This window comes from Hymenobacter nitidus (genome assembly GCF_020447315.1).
In the GTDB taxonomy this organism is placed as follows: Bacteria; Bacteroidota; Bacteroidia; order Cytophagales; family Hymenobacteraceae; genus Hymenobacter; species Hymenobacter nitidus.
Genome location: NZ_JAJADQ010000015.1, coordinates 31,321 through 55,033 on the forward strand (window position 1 = coordinate 31,321; position 23,713 = coordinate 55,033).

22 protein-coding genes are annotated in these 23,713 nt (G+C 62.3%); 11 read left to right on the forward strand and 11 right to left on the reverse strand.

The features are described from left to right. Nucleotides 1–238 precede the first annotated feature (238 nt). From LGH70_RS21825 to LGH70_RS21840, 4 genes are all read right to left on the reverse strand, one after another. Nucleotides 239–499, reverse strand: a complete 261-nt coding sequence (locus LGH70_RS21825) for a hypothetical protein (protein ID WP_226189984.1) — start codon at nt 497–499, stop codon at nt 239–241. A gap of 370 nt (nt 500–869) precedes the next feature. Next, nucleotides 870–3,143 (reverse strand): toprim domain-containing protein, encoded by a 2,274-nt coding sequence (locus LGH70_RS21830; RefSeq protein WP_226189985.1) that lies wholly within the window; start codon nt 3,141–3,143, stop codon nt 870–872. Nucleotides 3,144–3,230: 87 nt separating this feature from the next. Then, complete coding sequence (locus tag LGH70_RS21835) at nt 3,231–3,626, reverse strand: hypothetical protein (protein WP_226189986.1); 396 nt, start codon at nt 3,624–3,626, stop codon at nt 3,231–3,233. A gap of 45 nt (nt 3,627–3,671) precedes the next feature. Then, on the reverse strand, nt 3,672–4,088 hold the full coding sequence (locus LGH70_RS21840; protein ID WP_226189987.1) for a hypothetical protein: 417 nt from the start codon (nt 4,086–4,088) through the stop codon (nt 3,672–3,674). Between the two features lie 212 nt (nt 4,089–4,300). Here LGH70_RS21840 and LGH70_RS21845 point away from each other — a divergent pair, with 212 nt between their 5' ends. The 10 genes from LGH70_RS21845 to LGH70_RS21890 all read left to right on the forward strand — a co-directional run bounded on the left by LGH70_RS21845 (nt 4,301) and on the right by LGH70_RS21890 (nt 14,123). Continuing rightward, a complete protein-coding gene (locus tag LGH70_RS21845) occupies nt 4,301–4,792 on the forward strand; it encodes a hypothetical protein (RefSeq protein ID WP_226189988.1) in 492 nt (163 codons plus the stop codon). A gap of 54 nt (nt 4,793–4,846) precedes the next feature. After that, nucleotides 4,847–5,266, forward strand: a complete 420-nt coding sequence (locus LGH70_RS21850; protein ID WP_226189989.1) for a hypothetical protein — start codon at nt 4,847–4,849, stop codon at nt 5,264–5,266. 12 nt (nt 5,267–5,278) lie between these two features. Then, nucleotides 5,279–5,626, forward strand: coding sequence for a hypothetical protein (locus LGH70_RS21855; protein ID WP_226189990.1), 348 nt, complete (start codon nt 5,279–5,281; stop codon nt 5,624–5,626). Further along, nucleotides 5,607–8,261, forward strand: a complete 2,655-nt coding sequence (locus tag LGH70_RS21860) for a VirB4 family type IV secretion system protein (protein WP_226189991.1) — start codon at nt 5,607–5,609, stop codon at nt 8,259–8,261. The genes LGH70_RS21855 and LGH70_RS21860 overlap by 20 nt, the downstream gene beginning before the upstream one ends. 26 nt (nt 8,262–8,287) lie before the next feature. Further along, nucleotides 8,288–9,361, forward strand: coding sequence for a hypothetical protein (locus LGH70_RS21865; RefSeq protein ID WP_226189992.1), 1,074 nt, complete (start codon nt 8,288–8,290; stop codon nt 9,359–9,361). Between the two features lie 12 nt (nt 9,362–9,373). Next, on the forward strand, nt 9,374–10,051 hold the full coding sequence (locus tag LGH70_RS21870; RefSeq protein ID WP_226189993.1) for a hypothetical protein: 678 nt from the start codon (nt 9,374–9,376) through the stop codon (nt 10,049–10,051). A gap of 68 nt (nt 10,052–10,119) precedes the next feature. Next, entirely contained in the window at nt 10,120–10,860 is a 741-nt protein-coding gene (locus tag LGH70_RS21875; protein WP_226189994.1) for a conjugal transfer protein TraK, read from the forward strand. A 158-nt stretch (nt 10,861–11,018) separates the two neighbouring features. Further along, nucleotides 11,019–11,804, forward strand: a complete 786-nt coding sequence (locus LGH70_RS21880) for a DUF4138 domain-containing protein (RefSeq protein WP_226189995.1) — start codon at nt 11,019–11,021, stop codon at nt 11,802–11,804. Between the two features lie 11 nt (nt 11,805–11,815). Further along, a complete protein-coding gene (traM, locus tag LGH70_RS21885) occupies nt 11,816–13,222 on the forward strand; it encodes a conjugative transposon protein TraM (protein WP_226189996.1) in 1,407 nt (468 codons plus the stop codon). Between the two features lie 22 nt (nt 13,223–13,244). Next, nucleotides 13,245–14,123 carry a hypothetical protein gene (locus tag LGH70_RS21890; protein WP_226189997.1) on the forward strand — a complete coding sequence of 293 codons (879 nt, stop codon included), beginning with the start codon at nt 13,245–13,247 and terminating at the stop codon, nt 14,121–14,123. Between the two features lie 281 nt (nt 14,124–14,404). Here LGH70_RS21890 and LGH70_RS21895 read toward each other — a convergent pair whose 3' ends face one another. From LGH70_RS21895 to LGH70_RS21915, 5 genes are all read right to left on the reverse strand, one after another. Next, complete coding sequence (locus tag LGH70_RS21895; protein WP_226189998.1) at nt 14,405–14,857, reverse strand: hypothetical protein; 453 nt, start codon at nt 14,855–14,857, stop codon at nt 14,405–14,407. A 100-nt stretch (nt 14,858–14,957) separates the two neighbouring features. Then, nucleotides 14,958–15,269 carry an antitoxin VbhA family protein gene (locus LGH70_RS21900; RefSeq protein ID WP_226190000.1) on the reverse strand — a complete coding sequence of 104 codons (312 nt, stop codon included), beginning with the start codon at nt 15,267–15,269 and terminating at the stop codon, nt 14,958–14,960. Between the two features lie 21 nt (nt 15,270–15,290). Next, nucleotides 15,291–15,923 carry a hypothetical protein gene (locus LGH70_RS21905; RefSeq protein WP_226190002.1) on the reverse strand — a complete coding sequence of 211 codons (633 nt, stop codon included), beginning with the start codon at nt 15,921–15,923 and terminating at the stop codon, nt 15,291–15,293. 737 nt (nt 15,924–16,660) lie between these two features. After that, nucleotides 16,661–17,998, reverse strand: a complete 1,338-nt coding sequence (locus tag LGH70_RS21910; RefSeq protein ID WP_226190004.1) for a type II toxin-antitoxin system HipA family toxin — start codon at nt 17,996–17,998, stop codon at nt 16,661–16,663. Further along, a complete protein-coding gene (locus LGH70_RS21915) occupies nt 17,995–18,342 on the reverse strand; it encodes a helix-turn-helix domain-containing protein (RefSeq protein WP_226190006.1) in 348 nt (115 codons plus the stop codon). Before LGH70_RS21915 ends, LGH70_RS21910 begins: the two co-directional genes overlap by 4 nt. A gap of 467 nt (nt 18,343–18,809) precedes the next feature. Here LGH70_RS21915 and LGH70_RS21920 point away from each other — a divergent pair, with 467 nt between their 5' ends. Then, nucleotides 18,810–19,730 (forward strand): DUF808 domain-containing protein, encoded by a 921-nt coding sequence (locus LGH70_RS21920; RefSeq protein ID WP_226190008.1) that lies wholly within the window; start codon nt 18,810–18,812, stop codon nt 19,728–19,730. Between the two features lie 228 nt (nt 19,731–19,958). Here the strand turns inward: LGH70_RS21920 and LGH70_RS21925 are convergent, their stop codons facing one another. Beyond that, nucleotides 19,959–22,271: a TonB-dependent receptor gene (locus LGH70_RS21925; protein WP_226190010.1), complete on the reverse strand. Its 2,313-nt coding sequence runs from the start codon at nt 22,269–22,271 to the stop codon at nt 19,959–19,961. A gap of 701 nt (nt 22,272–22,972) precedes the next feature. Further along, entirely contained in the window at nt 22,973–23,713 is a 741-nt protein-coding gene (locus LGH70_RS21930; RefSeq protein WP_226190011.1) for a DUF6577 family protein, read from the reverse strand.

Here is a 23,713-nt window from a genome sequence, read left to right on the forward strand (position 1 = left end):
CGCTAAGTAAGGGTTAAGTGACTGTCTTTAAAACCGTTTCCTTACTTATTAAACGCAAAACAAAGCCTTTTTGTTTCTATTTAAGCAACAATTATCGATTTATTTGCCCTTACTGAAACATTTCTTCCCCACTGCCCCTGCCCTCTGATTTAGGCTGCTGTTCCGCCGTTTGAATAAAAAACAGCAGTGCCCGACAGGCACGGGGCTGTCGGGCACTGCTGCTTGTTGGAGAACCGATTTATTCGGGCTCACCGAGTTCCTGCTTTAAACATTGCAGCAGGCTTTCCCGGGAGGCTTCGCCAATCTGTAATTGGCCTACCCCATCATAAAGGTAGAAAAACACGGGGTCGGCCTTGCCGACTGCCAGCATCCAGGATTCTTCAGGGAGGCGCGGTGGCAGCTGCAGCAAGGGCGTGTACGTGTCGCGGATGAGCTCTAAAAGTATCCCCTTCATGTCGGGGCAAAAACCAGAAAAATGCCGGTGACCGGTAAATAGCATAACGGGGTAATGGGGTGGAAAAGGATGCAACGAGGGTTCCGGGACAGCCGCGACAGCAGCGTCCGGAAAATGACAGCCCGACCCGCCGGCTACAAGCAAGCCGCGGGCAACCGCAGCCAGCTGCGGGGGGTGTTTACCAGGAAGTTGGATTAGCCTCGATGCGGACCCACGAACAAGGCCGGGCGCTCGGAAATCGGCAGCGGGGAAAGGGCGGCCGGGGCCAGGGTCCGGCCTGCTTGCAGCAGACCGAATGGCGCTTGAAAAGAAGAATAACCTGTTTTCGCCAGCATGGTAGGCAGCTTGCTTCGCCCGCAAAACTAAAGAATCAGACCGTATTTCAAGAGAATTCGCTCGTCTAGGCGAACAATCTCTACCGCTCCGGACCGGCCGTCCGTTCGGCCAGGCCACTGGCACTAATGCCCGTAGGCGCCAGACGGTGCCGCTCGGCCCGGTCGCCGGAATGTTCGTGCAGCTGCACGCCGGGCTGGCGGGCTACGTCGTCGAGGGCGGCACTGGCCCGGGCCAGGTTGGGTTGGTCGAGCCGGTAGCTCACTTCTACTTCGCTGTGACGCTGGTGCGTGGCCGGGTCCGTCGCGCTGCGTAGCGAACCAGTATTAAGGCCTGCCTCGCGCAACTGCTCGGCCACGGCTTCCGCCTTTCCGGCAGTACCCGCCCGGGGCTCGGGCTCGTCGATGCGGATGATGGCCGTTTTGGTAACCGACTGCTCCGGTGGCGCAGCGGCCAGCCGACGGCGCTCGGTCTGCTCCTCGGCGGGCTCGGTGAGCGTAACCAGCGGCGAATTATCCAGCGCATCCAGGGTCTGGCTGAGCTGGCGCATACCGCCAGGGGTGGCGTGGGGATGGTAACGTACATCAAGCTCACTGCGCAGCTGGCCGCTGGTGGGGTCCGTCTCGGCACGCAGCTCCACGTCAGCGCCGGCCTTGCGCAGCAGCTCACGCATTTGCCGAGCCTGGCTTGGAGTAGCCTCGTCTGCTGGGGTGGGCTCAGTTACGGTTAGCTGCACGGCCCGCTGCAGGGCGGGGTCGCCCGTGGCCGCGGCTACGAGCGTAGCAGCCTGGCGCTGCTGTTCGGCCTCCCGGCGCTGGGCCTCCGGGGAATTGGCCGCCTGCTCACGCTCGGCCTCGCGCTGCTGAGTTTGCTGGCGCTGCTCCTGCTGCTGACGGTCTTTTTCCTGGCGCTGCTGCTCCTTGGTCAGCTCGTCGGCACGGGCCTGCTGGTCAACCTGCTCGCGGGAGAGGCCCTGGCTCAACAGCTCCAGGTCGCGGTTAAAGTCCTTGCTGATGGCGTACTCCGTGCGAATGAAGTTCTCGGGCTGGCGGCCGGGCTCCAGAGGTCCGTGCTCCAGCTGACCCCGCTGCATTTCGCGCTGGGCGTGCAGGGTGCGGGCCAGCTCTTCGAGGGCTTGGCTGTCGGCATTGGGCACAACCAGGCGCACCACGGTTTCCTGCCGGGTGGCCCGCTGCACTTCCAAGGCTACCGCATCATCTGCTGCCGGCTTTAGCCTCTGCACCTGCGCGGTGAGCTGGCTCAGGTGCTCGGTGCCCTCGGAGCGGGTGGCGTGGTGAAACTCCACGCGCAGGGCAGTGTGGTACTTGCCGGCGGCCGTGGCGTGCCACTCCACCGGGCGGGGCGCCTCGTCGTAGGCGACCTGGCCATCGGCAACTTCGCGGGCCCGGCGCGGTACCTGCAGCTCGTTGAGGTAGTTGATGTTGAAGCGCCGGCCGGCGGCATCGTTATCGTTGGCCAGCACCACTTCCCGGGGCTCCTGCTTGTCGATGAGCTTTTGAATCAGCTCCACCTGCCGCTCGGTGACAGTGCCGCTAGTGGCCACATACAGCGTGTTAGGCTGGCCTTCCGCGCCACGGTGATGTAGCTGGTGGTAGCTCATGGCGTCCACGGGGCTCTCCGAAACCACCAGGCGCTCCACCGGCGTGTCCTTGCCCTCGGTGGGATGCGACACCCACACCCCGGTTTTAGGCAGCTGCAGCAGGTGCTTGTAGTCATCGTTGCGTTGCTCCACGGTGGCAATGCCGTGCTCGTTGTAGAGAGGAAAGGCCGTGTTACGGAAGTTCCCCTGCTGGCTGGTGAACACGCGCCCCTGAAAGGCCGGGCTGTCGATGGTCTCATCCGAGAGGTGGCGGTTATGCAGGTAGCTGCGGTCCGTCAGGGCAGCATGCGTGCCCATCACGGCCGCGACGAGGCGGGCTCGACGCTCGGCTTCCGTTTCCATCTCGGCCGGCCCGGTGGGCTTCGGTGCGTAGGCGGCAGGAGCGGGCAGTGGGGGAGAAGTGGCGCCTTGCCAACCTTGCTCGGGCTCGCCCAGATATTGACGTAGGGTCTGGCGGACCTGGCCCAGCGTCTGGTTTTCGCGGGTTTTCACGAAGTCAATGATGGAGCCGGAGTCCCGGTCGTCGCCGGGGTTCAGGTACACCTGGTGGTCGCCCTTGCGGGAGACGATGAGCATCTCGCCGTCCTTTTCCAGCTGGTGCCAGTGGCCGCGGGGCCCGGCCTTTTTCACGTCATAGCCGTGGCGGCGGGTGGCGTAGTCCACCAGGTCAATGGATTGCTTGAAGCGGTCGAGCTCCTGCGGGTCGTTGTCGTGCGGGGGAGGAGTTGCGGGCATAGAAGTAGAAAGGAAAGGGTACAAACCAGCCGCGCCGCCGGAAGCCGGGGCGGGAATCAAATCCATAAAGCAGTAGGGGAGGAGCAGCTAGCTGACCAGTTCCTCGTGGGCAGCCAGCTGCTCGCGCAAGGTGGCCAGCAGGGCTGCATCGGCAAACAGGTAGTGCTCGCAGAGCTGGCCGCTCACGTACAGGCGCACCAATTCGGTCTCGAAGCCGAACACGCGCAGGTGCTTTTGCACGAGTCGGTATTCTTCGCGCTGCAGGCTGCCGGTTTTCAGGCCCACGCTAGTCGTGTAGGGAAAACCAAAAGCGGTACAGGTGGCGCGCAGGCCGCCGTGGGGCAGGCTGCGCAGCCGCAGCTGCACGTAGCGCCGCGCCTCGTCGTAATCAATTGCCAGGGCCGGGTTAGGCAGCTGGGGGCCCAGAGCGGCCGGGGTAGTCGCAGGTTTCGCCGGGCGGCGGGAAGCAACGGAAGCAGGCATAGGGAAAAGAGCAACGTGGAGCGGTCGGGCTCCAGAGCCTTTCCGCTAGTTAGGGGATGAGGGTGTTGACGCCGGGGCGTCGAAGGGAGGGTTGTCGAAGAGGTTAAGCTCGGCTTTGAAGCGGGTCACGTTTTCGGCCGAGGTGAACATAAAAAAGTGGCGGCGCGACTGGTGCACGATGATGCGCAGCAGCTCGGTGGGAAACTGGAAGTGGGTCATCAGGCGCTGCAATAGCACGGCCTGGGTTTCTTCCTCCAGCTTCTTTATTTCAATCAGCCGGGCGTAGTTGAACTTGTGCTGCTGGGCCCAGGGCTTGAGCTGCCCGTGCAGCATGGCGTTGAGGCGGTGACGGATATAGCGCAGGACAGTGGCATAGGAAACAATGAGCGCGGGGTCGGGAAAGCCCGCATTTACCGGCTCTGTTGGGGGGACAGCCGGGGGAGTGGGAACAGAGGTGGTCATGCATCAGCAATTAGAGGGCGCGCAAGGTAACAAACCGTCCGGCCGTCTGCACTACCCCCCGCTGCTGCGGGCACTCAACCATGCCGAACCTGAACGGGGTAGAACCCCAAAGCCTCGGCATAGCTTCTTCAAAACTTCTCCTAAAGCAGAACTTATACGGAAGTGCTCCGTATAGTTGCCGCAATTGCTCATAAAAAACTTCGACTCGCTGCTTGAAATCGATGCTGTGGTTGCTGCTCTTACTGCTCATGGCGGCCCTGGGGGTACTCTGGTGGCGCTTCGCCATGCCCGCCAGCGCCGGGGCCGCCGTGGTTCCGCCGCCCCTGGATGGCAACCATCCCTCGCTCCGGACCCGACACTACCGACTGGCTGACTTTCACCCGGCGCCCCTGGTAGCGCCATCGGCTGCCGAAGAGGATGTAGCCCCGGAGAGCCCAGTTGATGCCGTAGAGCCCACCGCTGAAACCGCAGCTGAAAAAGATGCTCCGCAGTCTCAGGCCCCGAGCGAGGCGGAGGAAGCCACGCCGGAAGCCGGCCGCTTACCCGAGGGTGCCCGGCACAACTACCTCACTGCGCCGGCGCCCACGGCCACCGATGAGCACAACCGGGGCGTGGAGCTCACCGCCGCCGAGCGTCGCGCTAAAATGCGCGCCCTGATAAACGAAGCCTTTGATAATCGCCGCACCGCGCCGGCTACGGTCTGAGGCCCAACCATTCCCTTTCATCCTTTTCCCTTCCATTCACCTACTTCCTTTTCCATGCAAACTCCCTTGCTCACGCGCCTGCACCTGGGCGCAGCCCAAGCGGCAGCCGGCGGACTGCGCCTGCTGGCCGCGGGCCACACCTATCAACCATCCCGTGCCGAACGCCTGGCCATGGCCCTGCTGCTGGCCACTTCCCCGACCCTGGTATTTGGGCAAAGCGGCGCCGGCGGCCGGGCCGTGGGCGCCCTACGCAGCGTGCAGACCATTGTCATCAGCATCGTGCAGGTGCTTTTCATCATCGTGCTGGCCATCGGCCTGGTGCGCGTCGTGCAGAAGTTTATCAGCGGCGCCCCGGACGCGCTCGGGGCCCTGGGCTGGCTCATGGGCGGGGTCATTCTCTGGTTTGGCTTCAACTACTTCAAGGAAGACCTGGCCAGCGCCATGGGTGGCGGCGAAGGTGGCGTAACCCCTTAAGCCCGTCTGCCCATGCGTTCCTTCAAAAGCATCGAGCGCCCGGCCCAGGTGCTGGGCATGAACCTGCCGGACCTGGGGCTGGTGGTAGGCCTGTTTCTGGCCGCTGTCCTCGCCATCGGCGTCGCGGGCCTGGTGGTTACCGTGCCCCGCTTTCTCTACCTGCTGATTCTGGTCGTGCTCGTCGTGCTGCTCTACGGCCTGCGCTACCTGGCCAAGCACCGGCCCCCGGGTTTTTTGCTCAGCTGGCTATCCTTCCACCGGCGGCAGCCGCGCCGCATCGCCCTGGGCCGGCCCCGCTCCGGGCTGTCAGCGGCCGGTTCTGCTGCCTTTCCCACCCCGCATGAACATTCCCACCACTAAAGCACCGGACCGCACCGCTGACTTCGCGGACCTGCACCCGGCCTACGCCTACCAGGACGACAAGGTCATCTTCCGGGATGGCCGCGTGGGCGTTGGCTTCGTGCTCGAATGCCCCGAAATGGAGAGCTGGCAGGCCGAAGAGTTTGCCAACTTCCAGTCGGCCCTGCTCGGCGCCCTGCGCACTCTGCCCGTGGGCACGGTGGTGCAGAAAACCGACGTGTACTACGACCGGCCCTACCAGAGTACCGGCGGCGAAAGTCGCGCCGGCTACTTCGAGGGCAAGATGAACGCCCACTTTGCCGAGCGGCTGGTGCTCTTCCACCGGGCGTATCTGTTCATCTCCTTCGCGCCCTCAGACGAGACCAAGCTGGTACGGCCCAACGCGCTGAGCGCGCTGGTGAACCGCGCCGGCGAGAAGCTGGCCAAAAACCCCTTTGCCGGGGTCGTGCAAACCCTGGACACGGCCGAGCGCATCGCCACCGAGCTGCTGCAGAGCTTGCGCGGCTTGGGGGGGCTGGACTACCGCCGGCTAAATCAGACCCAGCTGCCGCAGGTCTTCACCCAGTACTTCAACCTGGAGTTCGACCAGCAGCCCGCTGGCCTGACCCGCGAAATCAGCAACGTGCCGGGCGCCTTCACCGTGGGTGAAAACCGGGTGAGCATCGTCTCGCTGGTGGGGCAGGGGAGTGAAGCTCACCCCGCCGTCCGCAACGGCTACGGGGTCACCTCGCCCATGCTCTACCCGCTGACGGCGTTTCTGTCCTGCCCGCACGTGCTCACTCAGGCGATGCTGATTCAGGACTCGCGCTCGGAGCTCAAGAGCCTCGACAACGACAAGAAAATCAACAACTCGCTTTCCTTTCTGGCCACGCAGGACAACCACCTGCGAGCGGCGGAGATAGACGAGTTCACGGCCGAAGTGCGCTCGGGCAGCAAGCAGGTCGTGGGCCTGCACCTGTCCGTGCTGCTTTGGGACGTGGACGACCAGGCCCGGCGCGAGCACGTGGAAAAGACCACGGCCGCCTTCCGGGCCATCTTCGGCGCCGAGGCCGTGGTGGAAAGCTACCTGACGCTGCCCCTGTTCTTTGGCCTGGCGCCCGGCAACGCCTACCAAGTGCCGGACCGCTGGCTGACCACCTCGGCTGACCGGGCCGCCTGCTACTTCCACTGGACGACCACCTACCGGCCGGAGCCCACGGGGGAGTATCTGTGCGACCGGTTCCGCAACCTGGTCAAGGTAAACCTGTTCAACACCGACCTCGACAACCAAAACGCCCTGGTTATTGGGCCCTCCGGCTCGGGCAAGAGCTACACCTTCGGCAACTTCATCGTGCAGCGCTACGAGCGCGGCGCCCGCCAGATTATCATCGACATTGGCGGCACCTACCGCAACGTGTTCCAGAGTTTGATGGGGCCGGACTTCGAGAACACCTACTTCGAGTACGACCCGCAGAACCCGATTGAGTTCAACCCCTTTCTGCTGCCGCGCGAAGGGGAGAACGGGCCCTGGCACTACTCGGACGAGAAGCTCAACTTTCACCTGGCGCTGCTGGCGGCCCTCTGGAAGGGCGGCAAGGACCGCGCCCTGAGCAAGAGTGAGCGCACCATCCTCTCGCGCTTTCTGACCGGCTACTACCACGACTTAAACCAGCACGAGCGGCTGGGCCAGTCGGACGAGGAGTTTCCGGGAATGGAAAGCTTTTATAAGTACGTGCAGCGCTTTGACCGGTGGATGAAGGCGGAAACGCCCACAGCCGAGGAGGGTGAAGCCAACGACGAAAGCACGGCAGTGCTGGCCCTGCAGCGGGCCCAGTACCAAACCGACATGAAGTACATCGACATGCACGAGTTCTTCCTCGTGCTCGGCGAATTCGTGACCGGCGGGCGCTACGCCAAAGTGCTCAACTCCACCCGCGAGGCCCAGCTGAGCCAGTACCCGCTTATCTGCTTTGACCTAGCGCGGGTGAAGACTGACCCCACGCTCTATCCCGTGGTGGCCATGCTCATCACCGAGCTGAGCCTGGACCTGTTCCGGCAGTTCCCCGATGCCGTGAAGTACATCGCCCTCGACGAGGCCTGGGCGCTGCTCTCGGGCGTGCTGGAGGAGTTCATCGTCTCGATGTACCGCACCATCCGCAAAACCAATGGCAGCATCACCATCATCACCCAGGGCATTCAGGAAATCATCGATTCGCCCATCGGCTACACGCTGATTGACAACTCCAGCACCAAAATCATCCTGCGCCACTCCAACGAGGCTTCGCTCGTCCGCCTGCAGGCGCCGCTGGGCCTCACGGGCCACGAGATGGATTTGATTCGCTCCGTGCGTTCCACCGACTCGTTTCGGGAGTTCTTCATCAAGCAGGGCGCCCAGGCCAAGGTGTACGCGCTGGAAGCCTCGCCCCAACTCGATGCCGTGCTCACCTCGCGGCCGGCCGAGCGCAACTACCTCAACCAGCTCGTGCGCCACTACCAGCGGCAGCGGCCCGTGGAAGTGCGCGACGCGCTGGGCAACCTGGTGCGCGACGCCGACGGCCGGCCCACTTATACCACGGTCACGGAGCAGCGACTGGACTTTGCCGTCGACCAGTTCGTGGAAGAAAAGCAGAAGCGCAAGGGGGCGCTGTCGGCATGAGTGGTGCACTTTTTCTGCTGGTCGGGATGGACCTGGACACCGACTTTATCACGGCCGCCGACGGGGCCCTGCGCAAAGTGCTGCAGGCCTGCCAGCACTACCTGATTCCGCCGTTTCTCTCGGTGGCGCTGCTCTACACCGTGGGCCGGGGCTACCTGCAGGGCGGGCAGCTACGCATGGACTTCTCGCCCCTGCTCAAGGCGCTGTCCGTGTACTTCATCCTATTCTTTTACCGGGACTTCATGGATTTGATTGGCGGGGCCATCGGGGCTTTTTCCAGCTTGGTGGCGCCGGATGAGCCGGGGTTTATTGCCCAGTCGTTGCGAAGCCTGACAAATCCAGCTGGCTCCCCTGCTATTCAACCTGACCAAGCTACCAACACGGCCGGCTTTGTCAACGAACAGATAAGCAACATCTCTTCCACCTTCGACAAGCTGACGCGGTTCTCGCTAATGAACCTGCTTACCGAATTATTTACCACCAGTACCGTGGCGCTAATTCGGCAGTTACTGGTCATGATTCGCCAGTACATCGTCGCCTTTTTGTACGTGGGTGGCCCGATTGCCATTTGCCTCTCCGCCCTGCCCCCCTTTGCGCAGCTGGGCAAGCAGTGGCTACAAAACTTCATGGCGGTGCAATTCTGGTCCCTGACCTACTCCCTGCTGGATACTATCTACTTTAATTACGCGGCCACGCGTCCGGGCACGGGCAACGCGCTCATGCCCACGGGCCTGACCCCAAGTGCTTATGCTGATGATTTAACCTACCTGGTTAACTCTATTGGCTTTGTCATCCTCTACTGCATGGTGCCCTGGCTGACGAGTTTTCTGATTGGCTCCTCGGCGGTGCAGGGATTCGTGGGCATGTTCAGCGGAGCTGTGGCCGGTGCGGCTGGGGCCGTCAGTGGCGTAGCATTCCCCGGCGCCTACGGCGGTGGGGCAAGCGGCGCGCTAGGTCGCAAAATGGGCTTCGGACCAGACAAATCGGGTGGAAGCAATTCCAGTGGCTCCTCGGCCAGCGCTTCAGCGCCATCCGCATCATCAGACCTACCCACCATGTCCCAAGCCGACACTGGGGCTCCCCCGCGCCGTCGGCGCTAACCCTTCTTTCCAATGAAATACCTTCTCCTCAGCATGCTGAGCGCCTCGGCGTTTCTTACGGCTTGCAAAACCGACAACGAAGCTGCCGCCGATACCCTACAGCAAGTAGCCCAAGCAGTGGCTAATTCACCGGAAGCGAAAGCGCGGCAGGCAGCCTGGAATCTTGCCACAACGCGCCCACCAGCACTACCTCTTGGGTCACCCGCTAATCTTCGTCCCGCAGTCGAGCAGCTGTTGCCTAAAGAGGGCTACCTGAAGCTGATATCGGTCAAGCAAACCGGAGCCGCACAACCTGGGATTATGGCGCTGCCGGTCCTTTGGCGGCATGTGAAAGCTGATTACCCGACCGTAGCCCCTGGCTACCGCCTGCCTTTCGAGGCAGTACTGGAATGGCGACCAACAGGCTATGCCAAGGGAGAGAAAATCCCTGCTGCCCTGGCCTTGCGCACCCCTGCAGCACCTGATACGCTGGGCACTTTCGCCCTACTGGAGCCTGGAGCCGCCATTCCCGGGAAATCACAGCAGGCTCAAACACTTGTAAAGCCTGGTCAGGGAGTGACTGTTCGAGGTGTTCTGTACGCTTATGCAACAACCCCAAACGCTAGTCAGCAGCCAAGCCTAATCCTCTATCCCTACCAAAACCCATTGGGGCTGCCAGACCCGCGCAAAATGGTCTACCTGCCCCTCTAAGGGGGCAGTGGGGCAAAAAGTGCCGAGTGGCGAAGCCCCTTTCATCCTCCAACTTCTTCGACTTACCCATGAACTCAGTCCAAGACCTGAACAAAACTTTCATCACGATGCGCACGATGGCGCTCTCCGCGCTGGCCTTGCTGGGCGTGGTGACGGTAGCTTCCGGCGCGCTGCTCTACCGCGCCTACGAATCCACCGGCCAGCGCGTGTACGTGGTCAGTGATACCGGCTCCTTCTCAGCTCAGATGGGCCGCGGCACGGGGCACACCTCTTTCGAGGCCCGCAACCTGGTCCGCACGTTTCTGCTGACCATGTTCGGTCACGACCAGTACTCTTTCAAGCACAACCTTGACGCGGGCCTGCCCCTGATTGAGGAGCGCGGCGGCCGTTTTCTGTTCGAGAGCTTCCAGCGCGGGCAGGTGCTGCAGAATTACATCCGCTACGGCGCCCGCCAGGCCGTGACCGTGGACAGCATCCACCTGGACATGAACCACCGGCCCATCACCGGCCGCGCCTACATCAAGCAGACGGTGTTTATCGGCGACCAGCAAAGCCAGAGCAAGCCGCTGGGGGCCAAGTTTGCCCTGGTGGAAACCGACCGCTCCGACGCCAACCCCTTCGGGCTGCTCATCACCGACTTCGACTTCATTGCCTACAACCCGCCCGTCACCCAGCAGGAAAAGGACCAGCTGCGCGACCAGGAGCAGGCCCGCCAGCGCAAGCTGCGCGAAGAAGCCGAAGCCGCCGGCGTGCCCCTCACGCAACCAGCCCCGACGACGCCCGCCCCCGCGGCTCAACCTGCTCAGTAAGCTACCTCCATCTACTTCTTATGCGTTTCCCCTTTTCCTTCGCTTCCTGTGCGCTGCTGGCGCTGTTACCCGTCACATTACAAGCGCAGACCCTCGCTTCGACTGCTACACGTTCTGCCGGCGTGCAGACCCCGCATCCGGCGAACGTGGCGCCGAAAATGCAACTGGAAATAGCCGTTTCTGACTCCTCCACCACGTACCTGGTCTTTCCGGGGCCGGTGTCGCTGGTCGACGTGGGTCAGGCACCACACTACCTGGTTAAGATTGAGAGCAACGCCGTCTTCGTGCGGGCCAAGCGCCGCAACCCGCCGCCCACGCCCATTCTGGTGCGCTACGGCTCGCGCTATTGGATGGGACACCTGATGTACACCCACCGGCCGGTGCTGCAGCTCTACGACTTTCAGGACGGCGGGGCCCTGGGCGTCAGTGCTGGTGGGAAGGCCCGCAACGGTGCCGGCGTCGACGACGCGCTCGCCCTGGACCAGGGCCACGAAAAGCGGGAGCTGGCCGAGGCCCGCCTGGCCAAGCTGGCTACCGCCAAGCACGCCGATACCAGCGGGCTGCGCACGGCCGACAACGACCTGGTGCTCTCGCTGGCCAACGTGCGCAATGACAAAGACTTTACCTACCTGCGCCTGAAGCTGCGCAATACCACCACCATTGACTACGCCGTGGACTTCACCGACTTCGAGCTGGTGGAAAACGCGCGCAAGAAGTTTCTGGGCAAGAAAAAGAACGAGGCCCGGCGGCCCCTGGCGCCTGCCGGCGGGGCCGAAAGCCAGACCATCCCCGCCCGGGCCACGGGCTACCTGCTCTACGCCGTGCCGCTGTACGCGGCCACCGACCGGGGCCACCTCGAAATCACGCTCCGCGAGAAGTTCGGGGCCCGGGTGCTGGTGCTGAAAGTACCGAGCAAAGTCATCAACACGGCTGCTGCCATTTAATCCTTTCCCCCATGTCCGAGCACAACATGCAGCCGGTGTATCCTGCCGGCGACAACTCCACTACTGAATCGCAGCCGGCTTCCGGCTCTGCTTCTGCACCTGCTACTCCCGCTACGCCCCGCCCCTCGATGGGGGAGCTGGCCCGCCGGCACTGGTTGCCCCTGCTGGTCGGTATCGGCCTGCTGACGGCGGTGACGCTGTTTTTCTACGCCCGCTCCCTTTCCCAGGAAGTAGCCCAGCAGGCCAGCCCCGTGGCGGCCACCTCCCAAAATCTGGAGCCCACGATTGCACCGGCCACGCCCGAAGCGGCCCCGGCGCCTACGGATGTGCTGGAGCAAAAGCAGGCGGCCGCACGGCAGGCCGGGGTGCTGCTGCCGGGCACCGTTCCCTCGCCCGACCAGCTCGCTGGCGGTATGGCGGTCGATACGGTGGGGCAGGCCGCCCTGCGCCGCCGCACGGCCTTGGCCGCCGCGGAGCGGCAGGCCCGTGCCGCTGCCAACCGCGCTGCGCTACCGCCCCCTGATTCCACGGAAGTAACGGCGGTGGATGCGCAGACCGGTGCCTACCGCGCCGTACGCATACCGGTGGTGCAAGCCAGTTACCGGGGTAGCAGTGCCAGTGCAGACCCGCGTCGGCGCTTGCGGACCGGAGCCCGGCCCCGCACGGCACCCGACGGGGTGCCCTACGAGCAAAACGACGACGTGCTGGACATGCTCGACGCGGCCCCTGCCGCCTCCCGCGCCTCCTACGAACAGATGACCGGGCGACGCTACTTCGACCGGCGGGCTGCCCTGCGGGCCGGCGGGGCAGCAAGTGCCGCGGCAAGCAATGCTTCGGGATACGATGCTTTCGGCACCATTAAAGCCGGCAACTTCCGGTATGCTCCCGATAACCAGGCGCAGCTGCTGCCGGACATTTTCTACAAGGCCGTTATCAACGGGGAGCAGAAGATTCGGACCGGTTCCGTCGTGCTGCTGCGCTTGGTCGAAGATGCCGTTATCAGCGGGCAGACCTTTCCTAAAAACCTGGTGTTTGCCGGCGTGGCCAGTGTGGAGACCAATCACGTGGCCATCCGCATCTCCCGGCTGGGCCCCACCCGCGTAGCCGCCGACATCTACGACTACCATTACTTGCCTGGGTTGATGATAGACCCGCAGAAGCGCCAGCCCCTGCCGGCCGGTGACAATCCCCTCAACGATGCCCGTACCATCGGCGCCCAGGAAGTCGGCCTGGCTATTGACCGCTCGGCCTCGGCTGCTAATTCGGTAGTGGGCGTTGGGGGCCGGGTGGCGGCCGCGATGGTGGGCCGGGCGTCGACACCCCGTCAGAAGCTACGCGACGTGCGTCTGCCCGATGGCTACCCCGTGCTCATCACCACGGGTGCGACGGATGCCAGCGCGCCGACGGCCAACAACTAAACTTCATTTTAGCTCTTAAGCCATGAAAAAGGGATTGTTTGTCGTGATGGTAGCCGTTCTGGCCGGCACCACCTCCTACTTCGCCTCGGCTCAGATGGTCGTCAACGACCCTCCGCACATGGGGATTCACATCGGCCAGTTTGCCAAGCAGCTTAAGCAGTGGACCGAGACCATCAAGAACTATCAGGTCATCAAGGATGCCCGGCAGATTGCGGGCGTTACCCGCGACATCACCGGCGAAGTCAAGAACATCACGGGCCAGACGCTTATGCTTCAGCAGCAGATTCAGGCCGACCTGCGCAAGGTGCAGTCGGTGAAAGACCTGCGCTTTGCCAACCCGCTGGAGCTGTTTGGGCGGGCAATGGCCATGAACACCGGTGCTCAGGCGGACTACATGCCGCAGGTGAGCAAGGCCCGCCGGCTCCGGCAGGCCTTGCAGGGCCGCACGGAGCAGGACGTGGAAATCGTTTACCGGGCCTTCTCCGGGCTGGATATTGGCCGCAATGGGGGTCAGTCTTTCACCTACCGCGACTATAAAAACATGCGCGAAGAGGCTTTTGCGTCGGCCTATGCTTACGAGGAGGTGCTCAAGAAAAAGAACGTTGAAACGGCTTTCAACTACCAGAAGATTGCCGACGAGATGACGGCCCAAAGCGTCGAGCTCATGGCCACGCTGAAGAACCCCGGACGGTACTCCATGACGGAGGCCGAGCGCCTCCGGGCCATGGGACAGGCCAATGACAACATGGTGAAAGCCCTGCAACTGCGGCAGGAGGCCGACCGCCTCATCCACGAAGCGGGCCGGCCTGGCCCCGCGCGGCAGGCAGTGGAAGGAGCCTATCGGGACCAGCTGCTGCAGAACCAGCTGTTAAAGAGTATCAGTCGTTCGGGGCGCTTTTAGCTTACTCAGATTGCCTTTCCATGATAAGGCCTACCCCCGGTGCGGGCGCGTGGAGGCCGGTTGGCCGTCCGTTGGTTTCTCGGCTGGTATAGATAGAGGAAGATAGTACTTCTCCCTGTCCGCTCCCGCTAGGCTACCTTGATTCTATAGAACTGGAAGGTGGCCAGCCATTCTACTTCACTGTCTGATTCATGGGTGACATACTGAAGAGGTAGATACAGGCCTGCCTTCGGATTCCGCGAACCGGTCACAGGTTGTCGGGCATCTTCCCCTTCGCGTGCTTACCTATTCTCTCTCAGCTTTCTAGCCTTGCTCTTAGCCACTCGAATGTTGTGCTCCTTTTGAGCCCTAGAGTATAGCACGTACACCTCCCAAAGCTCGGGGGCAGTCTTTTTGACGGTTTCAGTTAGCTCCCTAAGGCCTTCTTCCGTTAGTCGGCCGGCTCGATACACATCGAGGCCGGTACATTTTTCTAAGCCAACCTTGAGAAAGTGTGAACCAATGCCATTTTCTATGGAATAGAAGACTTCATGAGCGTTTCCGTTCTCATCCCGCTCGACAAAATAGCTGGGCCTCATTGGCATGTTGTCCACCCAAATCCTGGGGTCTCCATGCGTAATCATGCATCCCAAATAGTTGTCGCTATCATGCTTTCCAATCACTGCGAATGGATGACGGGCTTCTTGCTCGGGAGTAGTGAATTTGCAGATATCTCCGGGTTGGTAGTCTGGCATCGGGATGTAGAATGGCTTTCGGTGGGAAAATACTTGGAAACCTATGGCTGGAAAGAGCACATAAAACCCGGCAAGGGGCCAGGCTCGATAGGGTGAGTGCTTAGAGGCTAACGATGCGTTCCTCAAAGTGCAAATACGGGCTGTACTCGTGCGCTGGTTCAACCTGGGGTCCTTCGCCGGGCGTGTACTTAGCCATGGGGTCGGGGCCTGGTGCGGGGGCGTACTCCGCATCAAGGACGGCCGACAACTGCTCCAGGTCAATCACCCCGGCAATGTAGCGGTTCTGCAACGCCACGAGTTGCGCCGACGGGTGCCGGTTCTGGCTCAGGGACACCCCCACGGCGAACTTTACCACATCGCGGCGCTGCTGCTCGGTTCGCTCGTTTTCGGAGAAATACGGGGTCTTTTCCATACTACAAGATACGTAACTGGGCTAGAAACGGGGGCCTCGGTGGCGCTGTTTGCCTGCTGGGGAAGTAATGGAAGGAAGTGGGAGAGTGGGTAGCTTTTTCAAGCTGGGGTGGTCGAGGGCCGGCGTAGCAAAGGAGCGGCGAACCTTCAGCAACTCGGCAATTTCCCGGCCGCGCTGCTGCCGCTCCAGAGTGCCTTTCAGCAGGTGCTCCACGCGGCTCTCAAAGACCCGGGCCACGGCTTCTTTCACGCCCTGGTCGGGCTGCTGCTGCTGCTCGGCCTGCTTCACCCAATCCAGGCGGTGCTCCCGGTCAATGCACGGCATGATGCCGCTCGGCTTCAGCAAAGGAGTCTCACCGCCCAGCAGCTGGTCACGCGGAATGGCAATAAAGACCTGCTTGCCGACGCCCTCACCCCAATGCACATTGTTACGGGTATGGCCTTCGCCAAACTCGGCCGGCTGGGCTACCTGTACCTGCTCGGCCCTCAATTCCCGCTGCCGCTGGTAGAGCGCTACGTTCTGGCTATACATATGGGGGCTGTCCGGGTCCGGGCGGTAGGGGCCAACCTGCAACGCCTCGGCCAGGCCCCGCGCCTGCACTTGGTCTTTCTCATTCAGGTACTTCATCAGCGTATCCCCGTCGGTGAAGTACACGCTGGCCGTGCGGCGGCTCTTGCGGATTACGTCGGCATCCCGAAAGTCAAAAAGCCAAGAGCCCTGGCACCAACCTTTGAGGAATTGGTGCCAGGGCTCTTAAATGGTGGACGGAAAAGGGTGGGCGTCGAAACCTTATAATTGGGCTTTAACCGGATTGCCGATGTGCCCCTGCTACTTGCCTTTCTTATGCTCGTGAGGCTTCAAATCGGGATGCTTCGGGGCGTTTTCCGGCCTAACCCGCCTTCTTTCGTCGGGGGTGCCATCTTGCTTGTTCGGTTTTGGTCCGGGTTTGATAGACATAATAACGAGGGTTTGGGGTGAAAAACTTGTTCTCAAGACCTTGCACCAGGAGGGCCTCTCTCCATTGAAAGGTAAGTAACGAAGAAAAAAGTTGGGGCAACAGGAAACCTGTTATCCCGACTTTTACGAGAGCTAAGTAATTGAGAGTTGTCACGTAAATAGACTCCCTTCTCTATTTCGGAAGTTTTGCCTCATTTGCTGTACAACACGCGAAAACGATGGCATAACAAGTGCCGGGTGGTGGGCTGGTCTTTGGCCCTAGTGTTTTTGCTGAGCCCAGTGCCATGACGCACGAATGCCCCGCAGTGCGTTTCCGAAGCATTTGAAAGCTGACTTGTGCGTACAGCACTCAGCCCACTGAGCCCGTTAGCGGGAAGGGATGCGTGCCTGCCCGGTCCTTGCTCGGGCATCTTCAGAAAATAACTACCGAGCTTCTATGATGCCGAAGAGCTTAACTGAGCAAAGCCGTTAAAGAGTTGCAAGCGGTGGGTCTTGGCAATAGCCTGTTGCTGCTTTTTCGGCACTTCCGCCTCGGCCGCAAACGTGGGCCAGCTGGCGACCGCATCAACCACCCGCTGGATTATCTCCTGGGGTTTTTTCACCTGCACGTTCTTAGCCAGCTGCAGGAAATCCTCCTCCGTAAAATCATCGACCTTGCCCGCCAGCGACATCTGGTGGTGGCTGGACCATTCGCCCGCGGGGTTGTAGGCATACGTTACGTCGTAGGCCGGAGCCAGACTCCACACCCCGGCCGGGTTCATCAGGAAGGAGATGTTCTTGGTGTGGTCGTCCTGGTTGCGCGCTACCACGTTGAACACCATGCGCCGGTAGAGCTCCTCCACGGCCGGGTGCGGCAACTGGAGCTTGCGCATGACCTGAAAGGCCTGCTCGTAAGTATAGAGCCCGGGCTTGTTGTAGTCAAAGTGCGCCAATCCGCAGAGCGTTTGCATGTGCAGCCGCTGGCTGCCATCTACCCGGTCGAACCGCCGGGTCATGAAGTGCGCCCGGCCGTTCTCTTCCAGCAACTGGCAATCGGTCATCTGCAGGCCCGCCTGCCGGGCCATCAGGTGGTAGGCGTACTCGATGCGCCCGTAGCCGGCCGGGTCGCCCAGGCTGGCGTTGGTCACCCCGTCGAGTTTGAGCAGCCAGTGCTCGAAGCCCTCGGGAGCGTCCACCTGCCCCGAACGGACTTCCTTGGTGTCGGCGTTATAGGCAATCACGGCCTTGGCCCGGGCGCCGCCGGCGGAAGTGCCCACGCTGATGATTTCCGCGAGGCCCTCGGCGGCGTTGGTGGCCAGCGACGTGTGCAGGCCTTTCCGGTTGGTCAGCACCTGCCGGGCAAACTTGACGAGTTCGCCTACTTCCAGCGAGGCGCCTTTTTCCAGCGCCGGCTGCGAGGCCGGTTCGTACACTAGCGCGCCCATACCCCGGTGGCCGAGGTAGCACAAATGCTCCACGGGCGTAAAGGACGCCGCATCCCGCCCCTTGGCGGCCAGCCAGGCGTCGATAAGCTGGCGCCCGTACCGGTCGGGCAAGCTGTCGGCCAGCAGGCCGGGCAGACCCTGGTAGGTGTCGCGGTTAAGCGTGGCAAAGTCATAATTCCGCGACTTACGCCCCACGGGCAGCGGCATGATAATCGGCGCCAGTTCCAGTCCCGTGCGAACAAAGGCTGGCTCGTACTCAAAAACGCCCAGGCGCCGTTTCTCGTCCCACAGCACCGCCCCGACGGGCTTGCCCCAAATGGAAACCGTGGCCGTTATCAGCGCACTCATAATTCGGTTGTTAAAGCGTCCTCGTCCCGGCGGCTGGCCCGCTGCCGCTGCTGGCGTGCCAGGCGCGCCGCTTGTAAGGGGCTGATGGTGGCCGACTCCTCCAGCACTTCCAGCACGTCGAGCCGCCCCAACGCGCGCAACAGCTGCACCAGCGTGAGCGTGGAGGCCGGCCGGCCGTTTTCGACCTGGCTGATGGTGAAGCGGCTCAGGCCCGTTTGAACCGACAGCTCCTGCTGGGAAATATCCTGATTCAGCCGCATAAGCTGCAGGTTCCGGCCGATTTCCCTGACTGCGGCCACGTCTGACAAAGCGTACCAGTCCATAATGATGCGTTTACGTGGCATTAACTGCCTTTTACCCACTTAATGACACGTAAAGATAACGTTAACCGGGGCATTTGCAAGCGAATCAAATCCCCATTAATGTAATCTTTACGTGCCATTAACCCCCGTTTTGGCAGTTAATGACACGTAAAGATTACATTAGCTTCCCGTCCGTGAACTGGTGTATGACAGTGGCAAAGCAGCACGTGAGGATTACTTCTATACTTCCTTCCCGCGGGCAACAAGCACGACTGGATGCAATGGTGCCTACTTCAAAGACAGCCCCCAACCCGCAAACCACGTAAGTTCCCCGGCGGGCAGGAGGCCCGGGGCAGGGTAGCCGCCCGCCGAACTGATTTGGAGCTACTACACCCGGCCCGGGAAGTGTCTGTACCGCTAGCGAAACAACTATAGCTTGCTGGCAAGCCGAGCAAAGCAGCAATGTACAGCCCACTGAAAACGAGATTCAAGTAACGAACACATAACTCATGGCATCAGGTCTTTTTGCGCTCTTAGATGACGTTTCCGCCTTAGTAAAAGCCAGCGCGGCCAGTTTAGATGATGTGCCGGCCCAAGTCGCCAAAACCACCGGCAAGGTTTCCGGCATTGTCATCGACGACACGGCGGTGACGCCCAAGTACGTCGTGGGCCTGGACCCCTCCCGGGAGCTGGCCATCATTTTTCAGATTGCGAAAAAGTCCCTCATCAACAAACTGTTTATCCTCACGCCGGCGGCCTTGCTGCTCGGCTACTTTGCGCCCTGGGCCATTACGCCCATTCTGATGCTCGGCGGGGCGTATCTGTGCTTCGAAGGGTACGAGAAGGTGCATTCCCTATTCAGCAAACCTGCCGCGGTGGCTGCGGAAAGCGAGCAGCTGGAACAGATTACGCCCGAGGAGCTGGAACAGCAGCGCGTGGCGGGGGCCGTGCGCACCGACATCATCCTGTCGGCTGAAATCATGGCCATTGCCTACAGCCAGGTCACCGGGCAGACGGTCGTCAACCAGATTGTGGTGATGGTGGCGGTGGCGATTTTTATCACCGTGGCCGTGTATGGCTTCGTGGGACTGATTGTGAAAGCCGACGATTTCGGCGTGCACCTGGCCCAGGACAAGTACCACCCCGCGGCGCAAAAGCTGGGGCGCGGCATCGTGCAGTTCATGCCGCGCTTCCTGAGCATCCTGAGTTACGTGGGCACGGCCGCCATGCTCTGGGTGGGGGCCGAAATCATCGCCCACGGCATCCCGTTTACCAGTCATCTGCTGGACAACCTACAACAATCCCTGGCCCATCTCCCAATCGTGGCCTGGCTGGCCAAGGCCTCGGCCTGTGCGGTGGGCGGATTGCTGATTGGGTTCGTGGTCGAGAAACTGGTACTCCTCTTCAAGAAGATATTCCGCAAGCAGTAACGGGGCGCTGACTACCGACTCGTTTTTCGGCATCATGCCCTGGTTCCCGATACCGCGAATTCAACCACGCCACCCGCACGCGGGCCCCGCACCTACCCGGCCTCGAACAGCCACTGCTCCGTGCCAGCGGGGCCTGGCTTACCATCAAGAGCCGGCTCCTAATCAGGAGGAGCCGGCTCTTGATGGTAAGCAGCCCGGGGTTCCGCGCCGTAGTGCCCCTGCCCGGGGCTAAAAGAACACGCTGGCGTTGAGCTTCAGAAAAAAGGGCGTGCCGGGGGTGAAGTGCAGCTCGTCCACCGACGAGCCCAGGGGCTCGGTGCGCAGCCGGGTTTCCGTGGCGAACTGGGCCTGGTTCCACTCCACGTTGAGCAGGTTTTCGGCGGTGGCCCCGACCTGAAAGCGTTTGGTGGTGTAGTTGGCCACCGCGTCGAGCAGGAAGTAGCCGCGGGCCGTGATGCTGCCGTCGTCGTTGGCGGGCCGGTCGTCGATGTAGCGGTAGCGCAGGCCGGCGTTCAGGCCCTTGCCCGCCTTGTAGGTTAGTCCGGCGATGCTGGTGAGGCTGGGCGCCAGGGGAATGAAGTTGGCCCCCTTGGGGGCGTCCACCTGCCGGCCGCGGTTGTAGTTCACGTCCAGGTCGGCAAACAGGCGCGTGGTGAGCTGGTAGCGGGCGGCCAGGTCCAGACCGAACCGGCGGGTGGGGCCCGTGCTCTCCGTCACGCCCTCGTCGCCCACGTACACCAGCTCGTCCTGCAGGTGCAGGGCCCAGGCGGCCACGTTCACCACCAGGCTGGGCACGGGCTTGAAGGTGCTGCCCGCCTCGTAGCCGATGGCCCGGGGCAGAATGCTGGCCTCGGGGTCGCGCACCACGGCGCGGGCGTCGTTGGAGTGAAAGCCAAAGCCCGAGCGCACGAACAGTTGCGCGCCCTCGCCGAGCTGGTAGTAGAGGTTGAGCTTGGGCGATACGCGGGCCGCGGCCGTGCGCCCGGAAATGCCGGCGTCGCGCTGGTCGCGGTAGCGGAAGCGGAACACGTCCAGCCGCAACGCCGCGTTCAGGGTCAGGCGCTCGGTGAGGTTCAGGGTTTCGTCGAGGTAGGCGTTAAAATTCTGCAGGTTCACGCGCCCGCTCACGGTGGTGTCGGTCACCACGCGCTGCACGGCGCTGAACAGGGTCACGTCGGTGGCATCGATGCGCGTGCCCACGCCCAGCGTGGTGCGCAGGGTGCGGGCCCCGAGCCGGGTTTCGCGCTCGTAGGTGCCGGTGTAGCCGTAGATGTCGCGGTTGTCGGTCTGGTAGATGCCGTCGCCGTCCACGGGGTTGTTGAGGTAGAACGTGAAGTTGGAATGCAGGCCGAAGTTGTAGCGCGAGTAGTAGGCCTGCTGGCGCAGCACGGCGTCGCCGGGCAGCCCCGTAGTGAGAATAACCGAGGCGTTGGTGCGGTCGGTCTGCCCGCCCTCGCTCGGGTCGATGCTGCCGTAGCGCGAGATGATGCCCTGCTCCACGCCCCGGTCGGGAATCTGGCCGCTGGCGTTCCAGTTCGAGGTGAAGTGCGAGCCCAGCAGCGTAAGCGAGGTCCGGTCCGAAAGCTGCCCGGTGTACTTGGCCAGCCCGTTGAAGCGCTTGAAGTTCTGGGGCTGGTCGAAGTAGGCGTTGGTGTAGATGTATTCGGCCGCCACGTAGGCACTTTCGGGCTTTTTGGAGAACAAGTGCCGCTTGTCGTTGCCCAGCAGGTCGAGCAGGACCACGCCGCGGTAGGTGTCGAACTGGCCCACTTCCACTTTCACCTGGCTGGCGTCGAGGCGGGTTTTGGTCAGAAACTCGCCCGCCCCGGCCGTGGCAAAGTCACCGAAGCGCGCCGTGTAGGGCCCTTTGTAGACCTTGAGCTGCTCCACCGTTTCGGGTATCACGAAGTGAAAGTCGGCGTAGCCGTGGCCGTGGCTGGGCATGTTCACCGGCAGGCCGTCGATGCTCACGGCGAAGTCGGTGCCGTGGTCCACGTCGAAGCCGCGCAGGAAAATCTGCTCGGCCTTGCCGCCGCCCGCGTGCTGGGCAATGAACAGGCCCGGCACCAGCTGCAGCAGGTCCTGGGCCGAGTTCACGGGCCGCAGCACTTTGTCAATCTGGCTGATGGCCGCCAGGCTCTGGTTGGGGTCGCGGGGCTGGCTCACGGTCACTTCGCTCAGACGGAGCACCACCGTGGGCAGCGGCAGGGAAAGGGTCCGGGTTTCGCCCGCCGCCAGCGTGACCGGCAGGGTCTGCCCCCGGTAACCCAGGGCGCCCACGCGCAGCCGGTAAGTACCGGCGGCCAAGTTGGTTAGCTTGAACAGACCCAGCGCGTCGGTGGCCGTACCGCCGGGCTGGCCTTCCAGGCCCACGCTCACCCCGGGCAGGGGCTGCCCGGAAAGGGAGTCGGTGACCGTGCCGCGCAGGGTGGCAGTGCCTTGGGCACCCGCGCGCCCCACGGTCAGAAAGAGCAAAAACAGAAGCAGCGCGGCCCGGCTTAGGGGCAGGCGCAGCGAAACGAACGAGGAAAAGTTTGGCATCCGGTAAGTGCAAGTGAGAAGCGCACGGGTGGGCCTCGCGGGAAGCCCGGCGAGAGCACAACATGCGGCAAGTTGAGAAAAGAACCCCTGATTGGAACCGTTACGAGGCACAAAGGCCCCGCAGTCCGGCCTTGGGCAAACGGTAATGACCGCTCCTTAATAGGCAGCTGGCTATCCCCTTAGACCCACAGAAGACTTATCCCCAACAAGGCGGCCATTCTACCTGCCCCCGGTGCCCCACGGGCACACCCGTCACCCGGCTCCGGGCCGGGACGACAAGCCGCGTAAACCTGGCCGGAGCCACCAGTTCCTTAAATTGAGGCAGGCAATGCACATCCACTGCTTTCAGGGTGGACAGCAGCGCCACTAGGCTCGGTCGCTCCCCCTGCTTTTTCATCTGGTACTGCACCCCGTTGCAATCATCAAAACAGCCTACCTTCAACCAGTTTTTCACTTGGCAGTCCGGGCTGTGCACATACGCAAAAGGTCGCTCCGGCTCATGGTCTGGCTGTGCTACCAAGCCAGCACCCACTACCAGCAGGTAGTTCAGTAGCAGAAGCAGAACCAAGTAGGAGCGGACCAAGGCGGGGAGGTGAGCAAGAAGGTGAGCAAGAAGGTGAGCAAGATGCCCAATTATACTACGTGTCAACTATCCGATTTGGATTGGTTCTTGGGACGCGGTAAGCCAGCATCCACATGACTTACGCGGCAGTGGCCAATAGGGCTTCCCACCGAGGACTCGCGTTGCGGCGAGCGGCGTATTGCAACAGGTGGTCGGAGTGCAGGTGGTAGCGCATGCCCAGCACGGCAACGGCCCGGACCAACGCTTCATCCGAAGGCACCAAGCCGGGCGTTTCGGCGACGTCTACGAGCATCTTTTCCAGGCGCGCCGTCGTCACGCCGGCCACCCGGCGCACGAGAGAAGCCCGTTGCACGGGCCGCAGCAGCACAAATTCCCGGCCATCAGAATCTACTGGGCTACTTTCATCGGTTAGCTGAAATTCGGCGGAATCACGGATAAGCCGCGTGGCCCATTGCAGTTCGGCCCAATTGACTTCCACTACCAGCCGCGCCGGAATCTCGGGCAACGCTGGCCGCAACCACTGCGTGGACCAGAGGCTGCCAAGTGGCAGGACTAACCGGGCTTGCAGCAGCTGCCACAACGCAACATGTTGCGGCGCCACCTCGGGCTTAAATGCTGCTGGGGCTGGGGCACCGCCAAACGCCACCAAGCCGGGTGCTACCAGATGCAGCAGCTGGCTGCGCACCAGCCCCTGCCGGATAGCAGGCCACACCTCGGGCGTCAGGGCGGGCAGGACCCGGTCAAAGAAGGCCTGTAGCTCGGCTTCCGCAATCTGCGCACGGCCCAGGAAGTGACCCCGCAGCTGCGGCCAGGCCCGCAGCAACTGTTCGTATTGGGGAAGGGATTGTTTCGTTTGCAT

Bases quoted from the DNA above. Each gene is read 5' to 3' on its own strand.
- LGH70_RS21825 (WP_226189984.1), bottom strand. From the start codon at position 499: ATGCTATTTACCGGTCACCGGCATTTTTCTGGTTTTTGCCCCGACATG.
- LGH70_RS21830 (WP_226189985.1), bottom strand. From the start codon at position 3,143: ATGCCCGCAACTCCTCCCCCGCACGACAACGACCCGCAGGAGCTCGAC.
- LGH70_RS21835 (WP_226189986.1), bottom strand. From the start codon at position 3,626: ATGCCTGCTTCCGTTGCTTCCCGCCGCCCGGCGAAACCTGCGACTACC.
- LGH70_RS21840 (WP_226189987.1), bottom strand. From the start codon at position 4,088: ATGACCACCTCTGTTCCCACTCCCCCGGCTGTCCCCCCAACAGAGCCG.
- LGH70_RS21850 (WP_226189989.1), top strand. From the start codon at position 4,847: ATGCAAACTCCCTTGCTCACGCGCCTGCACCTGGGCGCAGCCCAAGCG.
- LGH70_RS21855 (WP_226189990.1), top strand. From the start codon at position 5,279: ATGCGTTCCTTCAAAAGCATCGAGCGCCCGGCCCAGGTGCTGGGCATG.
- LGH70_RS21860 (WP_226189991.1), top strand. From the start codon at position 5,607: ATGAACATTCCCACCACTAAAGCACCGGACCGCACCGCTGACTTCGCG.
- LGH70_RS21865 (WP_226189992.1), top strand. From the start codon at position 8,288: ATGGACCTGGACACCGACTTTATCACGGCCGCCGACGGGGCCCTGCGC.
- LGH70_RS21870 (WP_226189993.1), top strand. From the start codon at position 9,374: ATGAAATACCTTCTCCTCAGCATGCTGAGCGCCTCGGCGTTTCTTACG.
- LGH70_RS21875 (WP_226189994.1), top strand. From the start codon at position 10,120: ATGAACTCAGTCCAAGACCTGAACAAAACTTTCATCACGATGCGCACG.
- LGH70_RS21880 (WP_226189995.1), top strand. From the start codon at position 11,019: ATGCAACTGGAAATAGCCGTTTCTGACTCCTCCACCACGTACCTGGTC.
- traM (WP_226189996.1), top strand. From the start codon at position 11,816: ATGTCCGAGCACAACATGCAGCCGGTGTATCCTGCCGGCGACAACTCC.
- LGH70_RS21890 (WP_226189997.1), top strand. From the start codon at position 13,245: ATGAAAAAGGGATTGTTTGTCGTGATGGTAGCCGTTCTGGCCGGCACC.
- LGH70_RS21895 (WP_226189998.1), bottom strand. From the start codon at position 14,857: ATGCCAGACTACCAACCCGGAGATATCTGCAAATTCACTACTCCCGAG.
- LGH70_RS21900 (WP_226190000.1), bottom strand. From the start codon at position 15,269: ATGGAAAAGACCCCGTATTTCTCCGAAAACGAGCGAACCGAGCAGCAG.
- LGH70_RS21910 (WP_226190004.1), bottom strand. From the start codon at position 17,998: ATGAGTGCGCTGATAACGGCCACGGTTTCCATTTGGGGCAAGCCCGTC.
- LGH70_RS21915 (WP_226190006.1), bottom strand. From the start codon at position 18,342: ATGCCACGTAAACGCATCATTATGGACTGGTACGCTTTGTCAGACGTG.
- LGH70_RS21920 (WP_226190008.1), top strand. From the start codon at position 18,810: ATGGCATCAGGTCTTTTTGCGCTCTTAGATGACGTTTCCGCCTTAGTA.
- LGH70_RS21925 (WP_226190010.1), bottom strand. From the start codon at position 22,271: ATGCCAAACTTTTCCTCGTTCGTTTCGCTGCGCCTGCCCCTAAGCCGG.
- LGH70_RS21930 (WP_226190011.1), bottom strand. From the start codon at position 23,713: ATGCAAACGAAACAATCCCTTCCCCAATACGAACAGTTGCTGCGGGCC.